Below are 21,293 nucleotides of genomic sequence, written 5' to 3'. Positions count from 1 at the left end.
TTTTATCTGAAAGCTCTGTTTCAAGCATAGATGTTCTTTGCACTTCACTTGTTAATCTTATAATCTCACTTTTCGCTATCTCTAAATCCTCTTTTGCTTTTAATACATCTTTCTTTGAAGCCTCAGCTTCTTCCATTGCCACTTCAATTCTCTCTTTAACATCTTCAGAAAGCTTTGTTGTATCATTTACAATTTTTACTGAATCTTCAACACTTGCACCAACACCTGTAGCGGTAGTAGAAAGCTCTTGAGCAATAGAGGTATTCTCTACTGAAGAGAGTTTAACTTCTGAAACAAGTTTTTCAAATGACTCTATTAATCCATTTAATGCTTCTGCAACATTCCCTATTTCATCTTTTGACACTAATTGGCACCTTTGGGTTAAATCATTAGTTTCAGATATATTTTTCATATAATCTTCTAGAATTTTTATATTACTTGTTATATTTTTATTTACCATATATCCTACTACTAAAGCCAATAACAGAATTAATACATCCAAAACTCCATTAAATAAAAGATTGATTTTAGAAGCTTTTACTATTTCTGTTGTACTTTCAATTATCTCTTTAGATAATAAATTTTCCAATTTTTTTAAAGATTTTAGCTTTTCAGTAACAGTTAAAAAGAATGTTTGTCCATCAATTTTAAGCTCATTACTACTCTTTGCACTCAATATGGTATTTACATAACTTTTTACTTTTTTATTTACAGTTGAATTCTCTACTTTATCAAATTCACGTTTTATTTTTTCAGATGCAAGATTTTTAAAAAAATAAAAAAGTGCATTTTAACTAGATGTCAATGATGACAATTTAATTTTATCTTCTATAGTTACTATTTTTGATGCATATACACCTGTTCCAACTGCCCTTATAATTCCTACATTATCTTTAGCTTTTAGAAATGCTATATAACTTGAAAGCTCATTTGCAATTTTTGCTTCTGTCATATTTTCTAAAATAGTACTTATTGCACTAATAAATTCATTATTTAATGTCGTATAAAACTTTAATGCTCTACCCTTTTCAATAGTCAAATTAGAAATTTCTTTTTTTATAGAGTTTATTTTATTTAATCTATTTAATACACTATCTGACTTTTTCAAAAATTTTACATTTATATTATCTGCTTTTTCTCTTTTCAACTCTTTTAACATTTTTATTTTTTTATTAACTATTTCTCTTTGAGTAGCAAGTCTATTTCTAAATTTTTTACCATTAGAGCTTACAAATCCTGCTGTCAAACCTCTCTCTTTTTGCAACTCGTGTATTAATGATGCTATTGAAACAGAAATTTCTACAGAGTTTTCTGCTACCTTATTGGAATTAAATTTATTGTAATCTTCCAATCCTTTTGTTATGGTATGATACATTAATGCAAAAGCTGGAATAAAAACCAACATCATTAAGTTTTGCTTTATTTTCAAATTGGAGAGAAATTTCATACTTTTATCCTTCTTAGCAAAATCAAACACTGCATTGTACATATTTAAATTTTAAAGCATAATAAAAATTTATATAAAAAACAAGATATACTTGTTCAATTTTTTTGATTAAAGTTTCTAAACTTAATCTAGATTATGAGTTAGACATACAATAAAAAGTTATGCTAATCAATGGTATAATATGAAAAAACTGATTTAATAAAGGATATCCATGATTGATGAACTTGAAAAAATTGAAGAGATTTACTGCTCAAATCGTATAAAGATAAGAAGTTTTCTAATTGATTTATTGAAAAAACATGAGAAAGATGATTATTCACTTGAAAGTTTAAAAAAAATGGTTAAAGAGACACCATTTCTAATGGTTGCATATGTAGTTAATGATGATTGCATACAAGAGTCTCCAAATATCTATAAAGATCATATAAATAACGAGAAAAAAGGACTTAACAGACGTTCATTTCTTCGATATATTAGAACAAAACGTGATAGATTTTTTATGAGTGATCCTTACTATAATGAGACATCAGGAAAAGTGTATGTCCTTTTATATGAAGAACACGAAAATAAAATGCTTTTCTCAAATTTTGATATTAAAGAGGTACTTAAAGAGCTTAATCTTTGGGATGAGTAGTATCTGCTACTCAACTTTTCTAAGAATAAAATCCATAACTTTTTCTGGTAAAAACTTTTTTAACCAGTAAAAAAGATGGGTTGGCACCGTAACTTTATATCTTACCTTTGGACTATTACTCTCAAGTGCGTGAAGTAGAGCTTTTGCAACAGCATCAGGATCAAGTGTAAATGGAGCATCTTCACTGCTTTGCAATTGTGCTAATTTCTTTTCATAAACTTTCGATAAACGACTATTTTTTCTATCGATATTTTCAAGAAATTTTTTTAAAGCATTTGCTCTAAATTTACTTCTAATAGGCCCAGGTTCAATAATGCTTATATATACACCTGTCCCTTCAAGTTCAAGCCTTAAAGTATCACTCAATCCCTCTAATGCAAACTTACTAGCATTATAAGCCCCACGATACCTCATTGCAGCAAATCCAAGTACGGAAGAGTTTTGAATAATTCTACCCTCACCTGCTTCTATCATCATTGGCAAAAGTTTTACAGTAAGTTCATGAGTTCCAAAGAGATTTGTTTCAAATTGAGCCTTCAAAACCTCTCTACTTAAATCCTCCACTGCACCAGGTTGACCATAAGCAGCATTATTAAAAAGCGCATAAAGTCTTGAGTTAGTAATCTCTTTTACTTGCTTAACAGTACTGTCTATGGAGGATGAATCGTCTAAATCCAATTTAAGAGCAATAAAACCTTCCTCTTGGAGTCTCTTGACATCATCATCTTTTCTTGCAGTTGCAATAACAGTATAGCCTAAGTTTTTTAATATATGAGCAGACTTATAACCTATGCCGCTTGAACAGCCTGTAATTAAAATATATCTAGATTTTTTCATAGTGAGGTAAATTCCCTCCATAAAGGAGGGAGAGAAAGTTTAAAGTTGTGGTCCTGCAGCAGAAAAATCAAATTCACTGCTCGTATCATCATAGCGGTGAAAGTTTTTCTGGAACATTCCAGCAAGTTTTTTAAGAGTCTCTATGTAAGCTTCTTTATCATCCCATGTATTCATAGGATTAAGAACTTCACTATTTACACCTTCAAGTGTTTTTGGAATTTGCAAATTAAAGATTGGGAGAGTTTCAAACTCACACTCATTAATAGCACCGCTTAAAATAGCATTAATACAACCTCTTGTATCTTTAATGCTCATACGATGCCCTACTCCGTAAGGACCACCTGTCCATCCGGTATTGACAAGATAGACATTAACATTATGTTCATCTATCTTTTCACCAAGAAGTTTTGCATATACAGTAGGGTGTAGAGGTAAGAAAGCTTCACCAAAACATGCACTGAATGTTGCAACAGGCTCAGTAATGCCACGCTCAGTTCCAGCAACTTTTGCAGTGTAACCACTTAAAAAGTAGTACATTGCCTGCTCTTTTGTAAGTTTACTAACTGGAGGAAGCACACCGAAAGCATCGGCAGAGAGGAAAATAATATTTTTAGGATGCCCGCCCATAAGCGTACATTCATGATTTTCAATATGCTCAATTGGGTAACTTACACGCGTATTTTCTGTTTTGCTACCATCTGTGAAATCTACATCACCATTATCTTTTACAACAACATTCTCTAAAAGTGCACCTTTTTTGATGGCTCCGTAAATTTCTGGCTCACTTGAAGGATCTAGGTTGATTACTTTTGCATAACAACCACCTTCAAAGTTGAAAACACCATTTTCATCCCAACCATGCTCATCATCACCAATTAGTCGACGATTTGGATCGGTTGAAAGTGTTGTCTTTCCTGTCCCACTAAGACCAAAGAATAGTGCTACATCATCATCTTTGCCAATATTGGCAGAGCAGTGCATAGATAGTTTGCCTTCTAGAGGCAACCAGTAGTTCATCATCGTAAAGATACCCTTTTTCATTTCACCGCCATACCAGGTACCTCCGATAATTGCTATATTCTCTTCTATATTAAAAATTACAAATACATCAGAGTTTAATCCATGCTCTTTCCACTTTTTATTTACAACCTGACAAGCATTATAGAGAGTAAAATCTGGTTTAAAGTTTTCCAACTCCTCTTCAGTTGGTCTAATAAACATATTTTTTACAAAATGAGCTTGCCAAGCTATCTCGCTAATTACACGAATAGATCGTCTGCTGCTTGGACTAGCACCTGCGAATGCATCTGTTATATAGAGGTCTTTGCCAGAAAGCTGCTCTTTAGTAATTTCAAACAGCTCATCAAAAACCTCTTTGGAAATAGGTTGATTGATATCTCCCCATGCTATATACTTCTCACTTGGCGACTGTTTGACAAAATATTTGTCTTTTGGGCTTCGACCGGTGAAAATCCCCGTGTCGACAGTAGTCGCACCACTATTTGTAAGCTTAGCTTCACCACGTTCCAATGTATGCCGAATTACTTCATCATAATCAAGGTTATAGAAAACCTTACCGATATTTTTCAATCCTAGTTGGTCGAGTCCCTTGGGTGTCATAGTACCTTTTCCAATGTTGGTGTATTTTAATAGTGTAATTTTACTCTTTCTTTCTTTGACGAAACAAAAATTACAAGATTATTACAAAAAAAATTCTATATTTTTTACTTTTTATGAAAAAATAATAGGCAAATAGAACATTTTGAAAGGTGAGTTATGAAAAAAATAGTAAAAACAGATGAAGAGTGGAAAGAGTTATTGACACCATATCAATATAAAGTGTGTCGTTTAAAAGGAACAGAACCAGCATTTAGTGGTGAATATTATAATCATAAAGGTGATGGTATATATAAATGTGTATGTTGCGGTGAACCTCTGTTTGATTCAAAAGATAAATTTGACTCAGGAAGTGGATGGCCAAGCTTCACACGCCCAATAACTGCTGAAGCGGTAGAAGAGCATGAAGACAGAAGTTACGGCATGATTAGAACAGAAGTCACATGTACAAAGTGTGATGCACATTTAGGACATGTATTTGACGATGGACCGGCTCCTACCGGTCTTCGTTACTGTATTAACTCAATTTGCTTGGAATTTGTAGATCGAAACGAAAACAAATAACCTATTTTTTTACAGCCCTGCTTATTAAAAAAGCCAGGGCTGAAATAATTGCAACTCCAATTAATGGCATAATCCAAGGGTTCTCTTTAGCTTTGTCAAGAATAGAGAGTACAGTTTTGCCACCCAAATAACTAGATACTCCTACAACAAGTGCCCAAACTGCAGCAGCTGCAAAGTTGTAAATTGCAAACTTCATTGCATCATACCTAGTTAAGCCAATTGCTATTGGCACTAATGTCTTTACACCATAAATATATTTTTGTAAAAATATTACCCAAGTTCCATATTTTTTCATTAACAGATGAGAATAGGCAAGTTTTCTTCTATGCTTTTTAAGATAATCCATCATTTGACTTTTATTTGAACGAGTAAACAAAAGTAGTGCCTGATCGCCTATAAAGTTACCAATTAATGCTACCGTAATGCTTAAAGAAAGATCCATTTTTCCTATTGATGAAAGAACACCTGCAGCCGCTAATGCAAAAAAGCCACCTCCTAATGAATAGAAAAACAGAATAATATATCCATATGTTATTAAATTTTCCAATATCTCATTCATATATTTACTTACACCTCTTTACTTGATTTCTTCCAGACATTTTAGCATTATAAAGTGCTTTATCTGCTCTATGTAAAATATTATCAAAATCATTTACTGAATCTATATATCCACAACATATACCAAAACTCATTGTAACTTTTCCAACACTTTCAAAAGGTTCTGACTCTATAACTTTACGAAGTTTTTCCGCTAAATTATCTGCATTATCAATTTTAGTTTTTAAAATTAATAAAAACTCTTCTCCTCCCCACCGAATAATATGATCATCTTGTCTTATATGTGATTTCAATCTATTGGCAACCTCTTTTAAAACATTATCACCTATAATATGTCCATGTGTATCATTTACTTCTTTAAAGTGATCAATATCTGCAATTATCATACATATACTACTATCTAAATTAATAACCTCATCTTTTATAATCTTTTCTACTTTACGATTATAAACATTTGTAAGAGCATCAATAATATTTTCCTGTTCAAGTTTTATGGCTTCTTTTTTAAATTGAGATACATCATACATCTCTACCAATATAAATTCATCAATACTTTTTATATGCATTTCATAATATAAAGTTTGATTATTAGACTTTAACGAGACTATTTTTCCATTTATATTTGATAGATAATCTTTAATTGAATTTGAATCTTTCAAAGATTGATTAAAATCATTAAAATGGTTAATAAGCTCATATAAACTTTCATCCTCTTTACATTCTAACTGTTTACATAAATATTTAAAGGCACGGTTGGATATCTGTATACGACCATTTGAATCAACCAGCATAATAATATCTTTTTGCAAATCAAAAAGTGTATTTATTAACTTTAAGTATGAAATTTTTCGTTTTGCATTAACTATTGCATCTGCAATAAAGTTAAGTTTTTCAATCAATTTATCTCGCTCAATAGGTTTTATCAAATAACCTTGAACTCCTAAATTTATAGCACTGTTAAGGTATTCACTATCTCCAAAAGCTGTTATAAATATAATAGCTGTATCTGGGTTTATCTCTTTCATCTGTTTTGCCATATCTATACCATTTAATTTTGGCATTCTTATATCTGAAATTACAATATCTGGATGATAACGTTTAAATTTTTCAAGTCCATCTTCTCCATCAAAAGCAATATATAATTTCCCTACAAAACGCTGAAGAATCATAGATAAAATATCTCTGATTGATTCATCATCTTCAACATAAAGTAGTGAAATCTCTTTTAAACTATCACTAGGTTTAACCTTCATTTACTCCCTTTATTCTTATTTCAAACACTGCACCATTTTTGTCATTATAAGCACTTAATGTTCCACCCATCTTCTCTTCAATAATGCGTCGTGCCATATGAAGTCCCAAACCTGTACCTTTTCCCTCTTCTTTTGTCGTAAAATAAGGATCAAAAACTCTATGTAAAATATTTTCAGGTATACCACCTGCATTATCACTCACAAGTATCACTATTTCATTATCCTGTTTTTTTGCAATAACTGTTATTTTGCCTGAAAAATTTTGAACTTTTTTACACTTTTCCATAATTGCATCTCTGGCATTTGAAATAAGATTAAGTAGTACTTGCATTAAATCATTTTTATACCCTTTTATCTCTATATCTTCTAAAATAGTCTCTATCTCTATTTTTCTTGCCTCAAGTTGTGCTTTTTGTAAACTTATTGTCTCTTCAATTGCTGATTTTAGGTTAAAGTTTCTCTTCTCTTTTTCTTCCCTGTAAAAGTTTCTAAAATCATCTATAGTTTTTGACATAAACTGTATAGTTTTCATATTTCTTTCAATAAATTCTTCAATACTTTTTTCATTTAAGTCACCATCAGCAGCCATATCTTCAAGCATCTGTATATTGAGGGCAAGTGCATTGAGAGGTTGTCGCCATTGATGCGCAATTGCACCTATCATTTCACCCATTTCTGCCAATTTTGCCTGCTGTAACATAGTTTCATCTTTCTTTCTAAGTTCTTCTATTCCTTCTTGAACTTTCTTTTCCAACTCAGAATTGAGTTTTTGTAAATCTTCTGTTTTTTTAGCCACTTCATTCTCAAGTTTAAGAGCAAACTGTTCAATCTCTCTTCTAGATTCAGTCAATGTTTTTAACATTGTCTCTAGTGATTCTGCAAGTTCCTCAATTTCATCATTTGTATGAATATTTATAGATAATACGCTTCTACCTTCACTCTGAGCAATAGCTCTTGCAACCTCTGTTAACTTTGTAATAGGTTTAGTCAATTTCCAAACCATTAAAGCAGCAAATATTGTCATAAATATAACAGCAATAACAACATACCACATCAATTTTGCTATATATTCAGATGATCTCTTTTTAAAAATTGAACTTCCGCCCTCTTTTAATACTACTATTGATCGTTCAGGACTTAACTTTATTCTTTGTGCATAATAGAAACTATCTGTTTTACTGTCATACCAAGATACATTAGAAACTTTATTAGTATAAATAGGTTTAAGCTGTGGAAAATCATTGATTATTTTTTGTTCTCTTCCAAATTCAAATCCAAACTCCTTTTCAGGATATAAAGGATTATATAAATAATATCCGGAATCATCAGTTACATATGTTGTAATATCTTTTTCCAATTTAAATGAATCAAATCCAAATAGCTTTTTTATATTTGAATTTATAACTATAAAAGCTCTTTTTTCTCCACCATAGCGTAATAAAGTAGTTGCCCGTATTGTAGGTTTATATGGCAATTCAATAGTGCGATATTCACGATTTAAAGAAATTTTAGATAAGTAAACTTCACCATCTTTCAGATCCAAAGATTCACGTACATAATCTCTATGCCATTTATTTTGAAGTTGTGCTTCAGGTAAAATATAAACATTACCTTCATTATTCTCTACACGTAATAGTTCCTGACCTTTTTTTGCATCAATAAGACGAATTTGAAAATATGGATCATTTTGCTGTGCCATTACTTCAAATAGATTACCAACTTCACGTTTATACTGAAAAAATGTTTTATTATTTTTTGCATCATAACCAAAAGGATCTGAATAGGCACGCATCATCCCCTGTACAGCATTACTCAATCGAAGCATAGTTAAATCATACTTCAACATGCCTACAGATTTGGAAACTTTTTCATAATAGTTTTGAGATATGTTAATAATAGTCTGTTCTGTCTGTTGTATAAATAACTCTTTTGCTTGCTTATAAGATAACCAAGCAAGTATGCCTACACCAAATGTTGCAACAATCATTGTAGTTATAGCAAATTTAAATGCAATTTTACTTTTCATAAAAAATTTCTCCTATGTACTGATACAAGCAATAATGTAATATTCCTGTTTCTCCTATCCTTAATGCCACTCTCTATTCAATCTTGCTATAACTACTGTCTTTAAATAATATTTCAATTTGACGCAATGTTTTATTGACAAGAGCATAAACATCACTCGGTGTTTTATTTTCAGCTTTACTAAGTGAGAGCATAGCCTCTTCTGCATCAATCCCCATTTTAATAAGAAGCTCATTTACACCAGCATTTATGAGTCTAAGAGCATTGTAAACTGTATTTGGAGTAATGTTATCCTCTCTTGGAATAGTTATATCACTTACAGACATATTTGCTCTTTTTTGAAAATATTTTAATTTTTCATATAAGTAAACTGTAAGCTCAAAAACATCTTTTGGTTGTTTGTTCATTACTGGATGCAACTTAATATTTAAATTATGTGCTATTCCTAAATGTTCAGCAATTAAAAGAATTTTTTTATTTATACGAGCTGCCAATGAATAGGTTTCATTAGGTGTATATTGACTTCCTGAAAGTACATCAAAAAGCCTTGAAATTTTCCAAAGGTTATAGTAAACATCTGAAGGTGTTTTTCCACTAAAAAAAGAGTGTTCAGTTTCATAAATATACTCTTTTTCTGTATTGTCACCTGCTTTTTTTAAAAGAAGAGTTACAATACCGTCTAATCTTAAAATAAGCTCATATACTTCACTTGGTGTAATAGGTCTATAAGGGGCGGTAGGAACCTGAGATGGATAAAAACCCATCTGAATTTTCAATCTTTGAGCCTTTTCTATTGCTTCAATACCTTTTTGATAAGCATGTATTGGTTTAAGTCCTCCAATTTCAGGTGGATTTTTAGGTACTTGCTGTATTCCTCTAAGAGTTTTAAGTTTATATAGTTTTCGCAAAATCTCTTCAGTAACTGCATATACCTGATTTGGAGTCTTTTTAAGTGAAGATACAGGATACTGCACAAGTTTTCTTTTAAAACTAAAATCTGGTAATAAGGCTAAAGCATATTCAATATTTTGGACAACATCAGAAGGGGTTTTTTTCTCTTTTGGTTTATATGTTTCAAAATATCTCTCTAACCCCAATCTATACTTTATACGTTGCAACTCAGCTATGTTATATTGTAAAGCATCATATACTTCAGTAGGAGTAATAACTCGATGAGGAGTATTAGGAATATCAGCAGGCTCTATCCAAAGACGCTTTTCACCTTCAGCTATTTTTTTTAGAAAATTAATTGATGTATATAGAGCATGATTTGGATGCATATTTTCCTTTTTTTTGGGCTTTTTAACATTATCATAAATATTTTGAGAATGACGAAGAAACTGTGAAATTCTCACAACTTTTTCACTAAGAGCATAAACATCTGTAGGTGTATATCCGTGAATTCCCAGTAAAGCATCAAATCCAAGTGAAATAGACCATAAAAGCATATATACATCACTAGGTGTTTTACCTTCAAAATGTTCTACTTTCAATCTTTCCAAAAATTTATTATTATCTATAAATATACGAACTTCACCATCAAGACGTCTAACAATATCATAAACATCCTGTGGAGTAATTTCACGAGGAGGATATGGAGGAATAGTAATAGCTCCATAATTATTATTTAATCTATATCTATTTATTTTTGAAAGAATTTCAAGTGCCTTTTGAATAACATGTCGAGGCTGTTTGTTTCTATCTATAGTTACAACAGGAAAAGGGCTATCTATTCCAGCTTTTTTTCTTAAATATTCAACCTCTTTTTTCAGAAGCATTGCATAAGCATATACATCACTTGGTCGTTTCGGAGCAATTTTTGCGGTTAAAGGAATAGTTAAAAATAGAGCTAAAATCACTATAATTCGCAACATATTAATTTTTCCCCTTTTTATTTTGTTAAAATAACCATTTTAACCCCTTTAATGTTAACATTAACTTAAAAAAGGCTTAAGCTTTGAATAAAATATTGCTAAGACCCCTGCTTTTGAAACAGAAAAATCCTGAAAATTTACGTCAATTAATAAAAAAATCATTTCATAGAACATTTGATACATTTGAATCTCTCTTTTCAATGCTAAGAAATGATGAAGCATTTTATAACCGACCTGAACCTTTAAGACACCCACACATATTTTACTTTGGGCATACTGCTGTATTTTTTATCAATAAACTTATACTTTCTAAAATCATCGATACCCGCATAAATGCCAAAATGGAATCAATATTTGCCATAGGTGTAGATGAGATGAGTTGGGATGATCTGAATGATGATCACTATGAATGGCCAAGTGTAGAAGAGACACGCTTATACCGCAACAGAGTAAGAGAAGTTGTCGATAACCTGATCAATACTTTACCACTAGAGCTTCCTATAACTTGGGATTCACCTTGGTGGATCATCTTAATGGGAATAGAACACGAACGAATCCACATAGAAACCTCTTCTGTACTTATTAGACAAACTGACATATCTCTAGTTTTGCCACAACCTGAATGGTCTAAATGCAATGTAAGTGGCAAAGCACCTGAAAATGAACTACTCTTTGTTCCCGGTGGAGAGATTGAGATAGGAAAATATAAGAGTGATGACTACTATGGCTGGGATAATGAGTATGGTAAACATAAAACAGTCATTCCAGATTTTAAAGCTTCAAAATATCTGGTAAGCAATGGTGAGTTTATGGAGTTTGTCAAAGATGGCGGATATGAAAATGATCTTTGGTGGGAAGAGGAAGGATTGGCTTGGCGAAATTTTAAAAAAGCGAAACATCCAATCTTTTGGATACCTTTTAAAAATGAGTACCGCTACCGTACATTGACAGAGATAGTAGATATGCCGCTTGATTGGCCTGTTGATGTAAACTACCACGAAGCAAAAGCTTTTTGCAACTGGCTTAGTGCAAAAAAAGGAAAACCGATTCGCCTTCCAGTAGAGGATGAGTGGTATAGACTAAAAGAGTATTGCAATGTTCCTGATGTCTCAAAATGGGATGAAAAAGCTCCTGCAAACATAAACCTAGAACACTACGCTTCAGCCTGCCCTGTTACACAATTTTCTTTTGGAAATTTTTATGATGTCATCGGTAATGTATGGCAATGGACTGAAACTCCAATCTATCCTTTTAACGGGTTTAAGATACATCCAATTTATGATGACTTCTCAACACCAACATTTGATAATCGTCATAACCTCATCAAAGGTGGCTCTTTCATAAGTACCGGAAATGAGATATTGGCATCTTCCCGTTACGCTTTTAGACGACACTTCTTTCAGCACGCAGGATTTAGATATGTTGAAAGCAGTTACAAAGAAAAAATAAACTCATCAGGTTATGAGAGTGATACTCAGGTAAGTCAATATTGTGAATTTGGATGGGGTGATAGATACTTTGGCATAGAAAACTATCCAAAACGTTGTGCAAAAATTTGTATAGAAGTAACAGAGGGAAAACCTCGTAAAAAAGCACTGGATGTAGGATGTGCAATAGGACGAAGCACACTTGAGTTGGCAACATCATTTGAGAGTGTTACAGGTTTAGACTTTTCTGCCCGCTTTATTGAAATGGCTGAAAGAATGCGAAAAGATGGATCTATTCGCTATACAATTACAACTGAAGGAGAGTTGGTTGAATATAAAGAGGCTACATTGCCAAAAAGACTAGCAAAAGTTGTAGATAGAGTAGAGTTTTGGCAGGCTGATGCTTGTAATCTTAAACCCATATTTACTGGTTACGACCTTGTTTTTGCAGGTAATCTCATTGATCGTCTATATGATCCAGCCAAATTTTTAAATGATATTGGCAAACGTATTAACAGTGGCGGTATGCTTATTTTAACATCACCATACACGTGGCTAGAAGAGTTTACACCAAAACAAAAGTGGCTTGGTGGTTTTAAACAAGATGGTGAACCTGTAAAATCTATAGATGGATTAAAAAGTCATCTTAAAGACTCATTTAAACTTATTGAAACAAGAGATATAGAGTTTGTCATCCGTGAAACAGCACGAAAGTTTCAGCATAGTGTAGCTCAAATGAGTATATGGGAGAAGATATGAGTATTTTTGACAATATTTACGATAGAAGTGAAACTTACAGTGTCAAATATGAAGAAAGAAGATCTAAATTTGGAAAAGAAGATGTTTTGCCACTTTGGGTAGCAGATATGGATCTACCATCTCCTGAGTGTGTAGTTAATAGTTTAAAAAAGAGAGCTAGTCACCCTATTTATGGCTATACGATCTACCCAGACAGATTTTTTGAAGCGATCATAGGTTGGATGTTTCAACAACATAACTGGAGTATTAAAAGAGAGCATATAACACCTATTCCAGGAGTTGTCCCGGCACTAAACTTTCTTGTTACCGCATTAGGTAAACCTGGAGATGCTATTATCATTCAACCTCCTGTTTACCACCCATTTTTCAGGCTTGCAAAAAATCATAAAAGAGTATTGCTAGAAAACCCACTGCATTATGAAGATGGAAGATATACCATTGACTTTGATGACTTTAGAGCAAAAGCAAAAGAGGCAAAGCTCTTTATTCTATGTTCACCTCACAACCCTGTAGGGCGGGTCTGGAAAGAGGAAGAGTTGAGCAGAATGGCACAAATCTGCTTAGAAGAAAATTGCTTAATCATAAGTGACGAAATACACGCAGATATAGTTTACAAACCCAATAGGCACATTCCAACAGCCTCTATCTCTTCAGATATTGCCAATATAACCATTACTCTAAATGCTCCATCTAAAACATTTAATATAGCAGGCTTGAATACTGCATATGCAATTATAAGTAATGACTCCATCAGAAGACATTTTGAGATAGAACTTCGCAAATATGATATGACCATAGGAAACCTGTTTGGCATAGAAGCACTGATATCTGCCTATGAAGGTGAAGGTGGGAAAGAGTGGCTAAATGAACTTTTAAAATATCTTCAAGGCAATATTGACTATGTCACAACATTTTTGCAAAATGAGATTGTTCTCATACACCCAGTAAAATCGGAAGCGACATATCTAATGTGGCTTGATTGCAAAAATATGAATATGAACGATGATGAGTTAGAGAAATTTTTTATAGAAAAAGCAAAACTTGGTCTAAACAGAGGCGTTACCTTCGGTAAGGAAGGTAGCGGTTTTATGAGGCTAAATGTAGGCTGTCCACGGGCTATACTTCAAAAAGCTATGGAACAACTAAAAGCCTCTTTTTAGTTTTTAATATTATCTAATACACATCCCATATTTCCAGCTTTTCCCAATTCTCTATAAAACCCATAGCTTTTAAATCAATATTTGGGTACAAATGCAAAAGATTTTTTATCTCATTTTTAAAATCTAATTCTTCACCTATACTCTCAAGAATAAATACTATTACACTTAATGCAAAAAATACTTTTGCATTTGAACTACCCATTTTTCTAAATATATCTTTTTTCCTAGGTACTTCAAACTTTATACCTAATGTTTTATTCCATAATCTTGCATGATGAGCACATATATTACGCACAACGGTTAAAGAATGAAACCAGTTATGAAAAACATCTTTACTAATTCCTTTAAAAGGAGCAACTATTTTTTGTTGCTCCTCTGTTTTTAAACTCGCATATAGTTTTGAAAGTGTACTCATAGATATAACTTCAACTACTGCCCATATAGGTAAGTCTATACTATTGTATTTCTCTTTAAAGTGATTAATAAAACTTTCCCTTGAACGCTCTTTTTCTTTTGTTATTGACTCTATTAACTGCTCAAAAAAATTATTATTACATTTTAGACTTTCTTTATTAAGATAACCAAATGCTCCATATTTGGATGAATGCCAATATGCAATTTGAGTACGAAGATAGATCTCAATTCGTTCTATTGCCTCAAAAATTAATCTTCTTAATTTAGTATCAAAAAAATATAGTTCTAAAATATCTTCAAAAGTTGTATTAGGTAAAAATTTATCTCTTTGCTCTGAATCTTTTTTATATTGTAGTGGCAAAAAATATGCACTAAGTCTATAGTAACCTATATGTTTCAGTTTTAAGAGTGCATAGTTTTCATTTGTAATTATCAAATTTCTTGATTTAAGTAAGGCTATCTGTTCATTAAAAGATTTATGCGGTTTATTGTAACTATTTACTTGATTTTTTATAACTTGGAGCTTATTAGAAAAGTCATTCATTAAGAAAACCCCCTCGTTGGCACATTGTTAAGAGGTGGAGGGGGTGTGTTAGCAAAATAATAACAAGTGTACGATAAATAACTTCTTAATTTTAAAACTACCTTTAAGCTTTTCACTCTTTTATCTTTCAACTATAGTATCTTCAACTTATATATTATCTATATACTAATAACTATATTCTCTATAAATGTTACATTTTAATTTTTCATAACAGCATGACATTACAGGCACCTCAATATTATGTTCTTCAGCTTTTTTTACAATATATCCGCTTAACTGCTCCAACTCTGTTTCTCTTCCAGCTTTAAAATCTAACCACATTGAAGTTGGTGAATCGTAAGGTACTTTTTTAACTTGGTTAATTACATTTTCAATATCTTCAAAGTTAAGCTTAGCACCTTCAGCCTGCCCAACTTTCAGAATCTCCTGTAAAATTGCATCAAGTTGTTTAGAATGCTTTTCAACAACAGCCCCCATAGGCTCATCAAAACAGCTAGTCAATGTTGCCATTGCCGATATAAGAAGATACTTTTTCCAAACATCAGTTGTAATTGAATTACTTACTTTTGTCTTTATTCCAGCTTGTTTTAATAACTCACCAAGCTTCTTAACAGGATCAGAAACCTCTTTATCTTTGCCAATTACAACAAATGCCCCTTTTCCTTTGACAGTTATAACTCCTGGCTCTTTAATGTGTGAAACGATGTAAATTGCTCCATTTGCTACAAGACTACTGTTAAAGTGTTGCTTCAAAACTTTGTCATTTCCAACACCATTTCCCAATGGCACTAAAAGTGTATTTTCTGAAACTACAGGAGAAACCAGTTCGGCAGCTGACTTCAGATCATAACCTTTTGTACAAAAGAGTACGACATCTGCATCAATTTTAAAATTGGATGGATCATCAGAAACCATCTTTGGTTTACAACAAATAGACTCTCCATTTAACTCAACGCATATACCATTTTCAGATATCGCTTCAAGCTGTTTTCCACGTGCAACAAGATAGACATCTTTACCCAAACGTGCCAGCATTGCAGCAAGAAAACCACCAACACCGCCGGCACCCACTACAACAATCTTCATTAACATTCATCTTTCAATAAAGGATAAAACTGTTTATCGTCAGGATCATAATACTCTACCTCACCACTATCTATGCGATAGTACCACCCATGAAGATGTAGTTTGCCTTGGTCTACTCTCTTTTTAACACTAGGATATGTTAAAAGATTTTGAAGTTGATAAATGATAGAAAACTTTTCTGTTGCCTCAAGAAGTTCTTCTCTATTATCATTTGGAACACTTTTAAGTGCCAACTCTTTTGCTGGTTGACCAAGCTCCAGCCACTTTATTGTATGGATCATCTCATCTTTATGAGCACTGTGATCTTCATAAAGAGCTTTGCATGCTCCACAATCACTATGACCGCAAACAATTATCTCATCAACTTCCAAATGATTTACTGCATACTCTATGCCCGATGCAGTAGCATGAAAGTCATTATCAGGTTTAAAAGGAGGAACAAAATTGCCTACATTTCTAACTACAAAAAGATCACCAGGAGATGTAGAAGTTATCAAGTTTGGTATTACACGTGAATCACTACACCCTATAAAAAGAGCCTTTGGATTCTGACCTTTTTCAACCAACTCTAAAAAATCTTTTTCATGCTTTTTAAAATAGACAGTTTTAAATGTCTCTATTCCATTTGTCCAATACTTTTGATCCATAACTCACCTACCTCATTTCAATAGTTGTCAAATTCACCAGATTCAATCTCTTGTTTAAGTTTGTCAATGGCCTCTTGCATTACATTAATAATAAGCTGTGCTGACTCACGATCATCATTTTCAGGTATATCCCAGTCAAAAATTTTCATATTTGCTTTGAAAATTGCCCTTATTTCTGTCTCTATTTCACCTCTCATCATTTCCAACTCTTTATGCTGTACATCCATTATTAAATCCTTGATTTTTTATTTACCCTATCAAAGAGTATAGCAAGTTAGAGATGAGAATCAAATCAACTTTTTAATTAGAATTGTTTAATAACTAAATACTCATAGAAATCATATATATTCTATAAAGAGTCCAATACCCATTGCAATGAGTGTTAAAATCATAAATTGTGTCATTCTCCATCCAAGTTTTATTCCACCAATCCAGTATGCTATGCCAAGCTTTATGCAAGCATTGGTTACAGAGGCAATGACAATTCCTATAATAGATGCAAACTCATCTATTTTGCCATCTTTTGCAAGCTGACTTAAAGAGAGTGTAATTGCATCAACATCTGAAATTCCAGAAAAAAATGAGACAAAATAGATACCAATATTTCCATACCTTGTCTGAACAAAAGCAATTGCTCCATAAATTATGCCAAACAGTATGCCAAACTTTATAGCTTCACTTAACTGTAAAGGATTTTTTGAAATATTTGAATTATCCAAATCAATAGAAGTGCTATCAGAGTTTTTATGTAAATAGTAACTAAACAATAAACCAGTTATTGTTGCACCCAAATATGCAGGAGCTAATCGTAGTGAAAACTCAGGATTTATAATAAAAGCTTCAAATAGTACACGCAGATACATAAATGTCCATGCTATAGCCATTCCACCAGCATAATTGTTTATTAATTCATATCTTTTTTGAAACATTTTAGCTAGAGAGATTGTTACAGCCGTAGAAGATATTAGACCTCCGGCAGCTCCGGTTAAAAAGACTCCATGTTTTTGTCCAAATATCTTAATTGCAATATAGCCAACAAAAGATATTCCAGCAATAATAACAGCCATAAGCCAAGTTTTGTATGGGTTAAAAAGATTATATGGTCCAATCATCTCATCTGGCAATATAGGCAAGATAATAAAACTCATAGCAAGCAGTAAAACTACTGCATTAATGTCAGATGCACTAATATGAGACTCAAACTTTAGTAATTTTGGCTTTATCTCAAGAAGTATAATTACTATTACTCCTATAAAAATTGCATAATTCTCTAAATCGTACCAAATCATCAAACCAAGAAAAAATGTTATGATAGCTGTAATTTGAGTAGTCATACCCTGTTTTTGTCTTTTTTGTACTTTCATATAATATGACAAACCTATATGCAGTGCAAATATAGCAGTAGAGACCAATACAAAACCAGGAACAAAAGATTGTAGCCATCCAGAAATAAAACCGCCCAATGCTATTAATGCAAATGTACGACTTCCTGCAAATACTGTTTCAGGAGTATGTAAATAGGTTAATGTTCTTTGCATCCCTATAGCAAAACCAAGAACTAGCGATATTAACAGCGGTTTTAGTATCTCATAATCCATTAAAAAACCTGACTTTATAAATTACTTTGCAATACAGCTCTGATTTCTTCCATTCTCTTTTGCTTTATATAAAGCATTATCTACTCGTTTTAGCAAATTATCTTTATCATCATTCTTAAAAAATTGAGCTATCCCAAGACTTATAGTAACTTTTGGAATGGACTCTTTTGAATGAGACTCAACAATTTTACGAAGCTTTTCAGAAATCTGGTATGCATTTTTCTCTTCTGTCTCAGGTAAAATGATCATAAACTCTTCACCACCAACACGACAAAATATATCTATTTGTCTTAAATTCTTTTTTATAATTCTTGCCAACTCTTTCAATACCGAGTCGCCAACATCATGACCAAATTCATCATTAACTTTTTTAAAATGATCTATATCAAACATTATAATGGACAGAGGTACTGAGTAACGTTTACTACGTATAATCTCATTATCTAGTTTAATATTAAAATATCTTCTATTGCCAATTCCTGTTAAAGGATCTGTTAATGAAGCCTTTTCAAGCTTTTTTCTCTGTTTTTCAAGAGTAGTTACATCATTTAAAATAACTACATAATGAGTATTTTTACTTTTAAAAATACTGTTAGCATGTACTTTAAAGTACCACTCTTTATCTTTATATACAATTTTTGCTTTATACTCTTTAGTAGGATGTTCTATTAAAAACTCCAACCAATGTTTTCCATCCATAAATTTCTGAAGCAAACCATCTTCTTTAACAAAAAAATCTCCAATACATTTATACTCAGCTTTAAACTCTTCTAACGATTTATAATCACTAAAATAATCAAAAAACTTTCTATTAATATCTATTAAATTATTATTTTTATTTAAAACAAGAATTATATTGGAAGAAGCATCAATAATATGTTTATAGTAGTATTTTCTTTGCTCACTTCTTCTCCATAATAAAACAATAATTATTATCATAAGTATTGCACTTAAAGAACCTGCTAAAGTTATAAATTTGAAAATAAAAAACGATAAGGAAGCATCTTTTATATTGCTTATTGGTTTTATAAGTATGTAATACCCAATAGTTTCATTACTATTTTTTATTGGTACAGTTAATATCATTTGATCTGTTTCTATACGATAGCTAGTAATATTAATATAGTTTTCAACACCATTACGTTTTATATAATCAATCCAATATGAGTCTGCATTAAAATTTGCAACATAGTAGTCATCAATAAATTTATTTGTATAAGGATACTTCAATATATTTTTAAAACGTTTATCAGCCAATATAATAGAGTGTGTTCCTTTTTTATGGAACTGTCGAGCTATGGAATTAAAATGTGTTATTACTTCAAAAATTCCTAAAAATTGTCTATCTTTATCATAAATTGGTACTAATGCTTTAAAATAAATTGTAAATGCACTTACATTAATACCCGACTGCACTTCTGGCTTTTTAAGCAGTAATTTAATATCTTCTCGGTTTGTTATATGATAATTATTAGATGTCCAACTTCTATATAAAGATTTTCCATTTTTATCAATTAATTGAAACCACACATTTTTATAAAGAGTTTTTTCATTCAACATTTTTATTATATATTTAAATCTCTCTTCTGGAACAATACCTGATTTAAATGAATCTATAAGTACATAATTATTCTGCATTGTAACAGCTATAGCGAGAGTTGATTTCTCTTTCTCTTCAATCATTGCTATTACACTGTTACGAATAGTTTCAGCTTCATTACTATAAAACTTTTCTTCTCTAACTGATACTTCTTTATTTAAATAGTTAAAAAGCACATATCCTATACTGGTTAATATAGCAACAATTGAGCCAATTAAAATAAACCAATGTAACTTTTTCACTCTTAATTATCCTCTCTTAACTTTATTGTATCGTATTATTTTACAAAAAGTTGAAAATATTGCCCTGCTATGCCATAAATAAGGAATGAATTCAGGATGCCACTGCAAACCAAGAATAAATTTTTCACCCACTCCTTCTATAGCTTGTATTATTCTATTTTGGTCATATGCAGCGCAACGTAATCCTTCACCCACTCTATTTACAGCTTGATGATGCAATGCATTTGCTTTTATAATAGATACTCCAAGAATAGAGTGTAACTTTGTTTCAGGCTCAATAGTAATATTACGCAATGGAAAAGGGGTTCTAAGGTGAGGATACTCCAATGGCAACTCTTCAATATGCTGATGCAAGGTTCCTCCATAAAACAGATTTATCATCTGCATACCCCTGCAAATACCCATAACAGGCAAATTCTCTTTATCTGCTTTTTCAAGTAAAAATAGTTCCATCTCATCTCGTCTAACATCACTTTTTAAAATAGATGAGTGCTTTACTCCTCCATATACAGATGGATCAATATCAACCCCTCCCATAATAAGAAGTCCATCCATCTTAACATCTCTATTCCACGAATCAGGATGAAAAAAGTTAGCATTAATTCCAAACAATGAGAGCATAAAACGACTCATAAACCAAGCTGTTCGACTTCCTCTAGTAGAACCTGTTACTACAACTAATGGTTGTCTACCCATTGTTTGACCTCCTATAATACATTTATAACTTCTCATCACTCAAAAGAGGATGAAAAAGTTATAAAAGTTGTGTTAGCATAAAGACAGTTGTGTTAGCTGCTTTTTGCAATTCACAGTCAATGGCACAAATTAAAGATCTGTTTGTCCTTGTCAGAAGATGACCCAACAAAGCCTATCTAATTTGGGCTAGCTAACTCACCTATGAAACGCTATTGGAGAGCTTATGTTCTACCGTTCTATAGAGTTAGGAGGCTGTGAGCACAACCCAAATATCAAGCAATCAAGAAGGAGTTATGTTTTATGTACTATGT

At 31.9% G+C, this 21,293-nt stretch carries 18 protein-coding genes and 1 pseudogene; 4 read left to right on the top strand and 15 right to left on the bottom strand.

Going from position 1 to position 21,293, the window contains the following annotated elements:
- Window positions 1-319: 319 nt before the first annotated feature.
- Together BM227_RS13355 and BM227_RS08205 are read right to left on the bottom strand one after the other, a co-directional pair.
- Window positions 320-460: pseudogene (locus tag BM227_RS13355) on the bottom strand (HAMP domain-containing protein); the annotation flags it as partial.
- Between the two features lie 330 nt (window positions 461-790).
- Window positions 791-1,447, bottom strand: a complete 657-nt coding sequence (locus BM227_RS08205; protein WP_177202022.1) for a nitrate- and nitrite sensing domain-containing protein — start codon at window positions 1,445-1,447, stop codon at window positions 791-793.
- 211 nt (window positions 1,448-1,658) lie between these two features.
- Here BM227_RS08205 and BM227_RS08200 point away from each other — a divergent pair, with 211 nt between their 5' ends.
- Complete coding sequence (locus BM227_RS08200) at window positions 1,659-2,081, top strand: hypothetical protein (protein ID WP_092912856.1); 423 nt, start codon at window positions 1,659-1,661, stop codon at window positions 2,079-2,081.
- Window positions 2,082-2,087: 6 nt separating this feature from the next.
- Here BM227_RS08200 and BM227_RS08195 read toward each other — a convergent pair whose 3' ends face one another.
- The gene (locus BM227_RS08195) at window positions 2,088-2,918 is read right to left on the bottom strand and encodes an SDR family NAD(P)-dependent oxidoreductase (RefSeq protein ID WP_092912854.1); all 831 of its coding nucleotides are present in this window, start codon (window positions 2,916-2,918) and stop codon (window positions 2,088-2,090) included.
- A gap of 39 nt (window positions 2,919-2,957) precedes the next feature.
- Window positions 2,958-4,538 carry a phosphoenolpyruvate carboxykinase (ATP) gene (gene pckA, locus BM227_RS08190; RefSeq protein WP_092912852.1) on the bottom strand — a complete coding sequence of 527 codons (1,581 nt, stop codon included), beginning with the start codon at window positions 4,536-4,538 and terminating at the stop codon, window positions 2,958-2,960.
- A 156-nt stretch (window positions 4,539-4,694) separates the two neighbouring features.
- Between pckA and msrB the strand changes: the two genes are divergently transcribed.
- Window positions 4,695-5,099 (top strand): peptide-methionine (R)-S-oxide reductase MsrB, encoded by a 405-nt coding sequence (gene msrB / locus BM227_RS08185; protein WP_092912850.1) that lies wholly within the window; start codon window positions 4,695-4,697, stop codon window positions 5,097-5,099.
- 1 nt (window position 5,100) lies between these two features.
- Here msrB and BM227_RS08180 read toward each other — a convergent pair whose 3' ends face one another.
- The 4 genes from BM227_RS08180 to BM227_RS08165 form a co-directional block, all read right to left on the bottom strand.
- Complete coding sequence (locus BM227_RS08180; RefSeq protein ID WP_092912848.1) at window positions 5,101-5,658, bottom strand: DedA family protein; 558 nt, start codon at window positions 5,656-5,658, stop codon at window positions 5,101-5,103.
- Between the two features lie 4 nt (window positions 5,659-5,662).
- The gene (locus BM227_RS08175; protein ID WP_092912845.1) at window positions 5,663-6,910 is read right to left on the bottom strand and encodes a GGDEF domain-containing response regulator; all 1,248 of its coding nucleotides are present in this window, start codon (window positions 6,908-6,910) and stop codon (window positions 5,663-5,665) included.
- Complete coding sequence (locus BM227_RS08170) at window positions 6,900-8,936, bottom strand: sensor histidine kinase (RefSeq protein WP_092912843.1); 2,037 nt, start codon at window positions 8,934-8,936, stop codon at window positions 6,900-6,902. The genes BM227_RS08175 and BM227_RS08170 overlap by 11 nt, the downstream gene beginning before the upstream one ends.
- Before the next feature lie 73 nt (window positions 8,937-9,009).
- Window positions 9,010-10,809 (bottom strand): hypothetical protein, encoded by a 1,800-nt coding sequence (locus tag BM227_RS08165; RefSeq protein ID WP_092912841.1) that lies wholly within the window; start codon window positions 10,807-10,809, stop codon window positions 9,010-9,012.
- 83 nt (window positions 10,810-10,892) lie between these two features.
- On the opposite strand from BM227_RS08165, the gene ovoA reads away from it, so the two are divergent.
- Together ovoA and BM227_RS08155 are read left to right on the top strand one after the other, a co-directional pair.
- Window positions 10,893-12,995, top strand: a complete 2,103-nt coding sequence (gene ovoA / locus BM227_RS08160) for a 5-histidylcysteine sulfoxide synthase (RefSeq protein ID WP_092912839.1) — start codon at window positions 10,893-10,895, stop codon at window positions 12,993-12,995.
- On the top strand, window positions 12,992-14,155 hold the full coding sequence (locus BM227_RS08155; protein WP_092912874.1) for a MalY/PatB family protein: 1,164 nt from the start codon (window positions 12,992-12,994) through the stop codon (window positions 14,153-14,155). The genes ovoA and BM227_RS08155 overlap by 4 nt, the downstream gene beginning before the upstream one ends.
- A gap of 13 nt (window positions 14,156-14,168) precedes the next feature.
- Here the strand turns inward: BM227_RS08155 and BM227_RS08150 are convergent, their stop codons facing one another.
- The 7 genes from BM227_RS08150 to BM227_RS08120 form a co-directional block, all read right to left on the bottom strand.
- Window positions 14,169-15,113 carry an Abi family protein gene (locus BM227_RS08150; RefSeq protein WP_092912837.1) on the bottom strand — a complete coding sequence of 315 codons (945 nt, stop codon included), beginning with the start codon at window positions 15,111-15,113 and terminating at the stop codon, window positions 14,169-14,171.
- Window positions 15,114-15,278: 165 nt separating this feature from the next.
- Window positions 15,279-16,199, bottom strand: a complete 921-nt coding sequence (locus tag BM227_RS08145; protein WP_177202021.1) for a ketopantoate reductase family protein — start codon at window positions 16,197-16,199, stop codon at window positions 15,279-15,281.
- Entirely contained in the window at window positions 16,199-16,846 is a 648-nt protein-coding gene (locus BM227_RS08140) for a carbonic anhydrase (protein ID WP_092912833.1), read from the bottom strand. Before BM227_RS08140 ends, BM227_RS08145 begins: the two co-directional genes overlap by 1 nt.
- Before the next feature lie 17 nt (window positions 16,847-16,863).
- Window positions 16,864-17,073: a hypothetical protein gene (locus BM227_RS08135; protein WP_092912831.1), complete on the bottom strand. Its 210-nt coding sequence runs from the start codon at window positions 17,071-17,073 to the stop codon at window positions 16,864-16,866.
- Window positions 17,074-17,184: 111 nt separating this feature from the next.
- The gene (locus BM227_RS08130; protein ID WP_092912829.1) at window positions 17,185-18,444 is read right to left on the bottom strand and encodes an MgtC/SapB family protein; all 1,260 of its coding nucleotides are present in this window, start codon (window positions 18,442-18,444) and stop codon (window positions 17,185-17,187) included.
- A gap of 21 nt (window positions 18,445-18,465) precedes the next feature.
- Window positions 18,466-20,286 (bottom strand): sensor domain-containing diguanylate cyclase, encoded by a 1,821-nt coding sequence (locus tag BM227_RS08125; RefSeq protein WP_092912827.1) that lies wholly within the window; start codon window positions 20,284-20,286, stop codon window positions 18,466-18,468.
- 6 nt (window positions 20,287-20,292) lie between these two features.
- Entirely contained in the window at window positions 20,293-20,982 is a 690-nt protein-coding gene (locus BM227_RS08120; protein ID WP_177202020.1) for a gamma-glutamyl-gamma-aminobutyrate hydrolase family protein, read from the bottom strand.
- Window positions 20,983-21,293: the final 311 nt, after the last annotated feature.

Source organism: Hydrogenimonas thermophila, from assembly GCF_900115615.1.
GTDB classification, from domain to species: domain Bacteria; phylum Campylobacterota; class Campylobacteria; order Campylobacterales; family Hydrogenimonadaceae; genus Hydrogenimonas; species Hydrogenimonas thermophila.
Note: the sequence above shows the minus strand (reverse complement) of the source record. Positions and strands in the feature narration are given on the sequence as shown.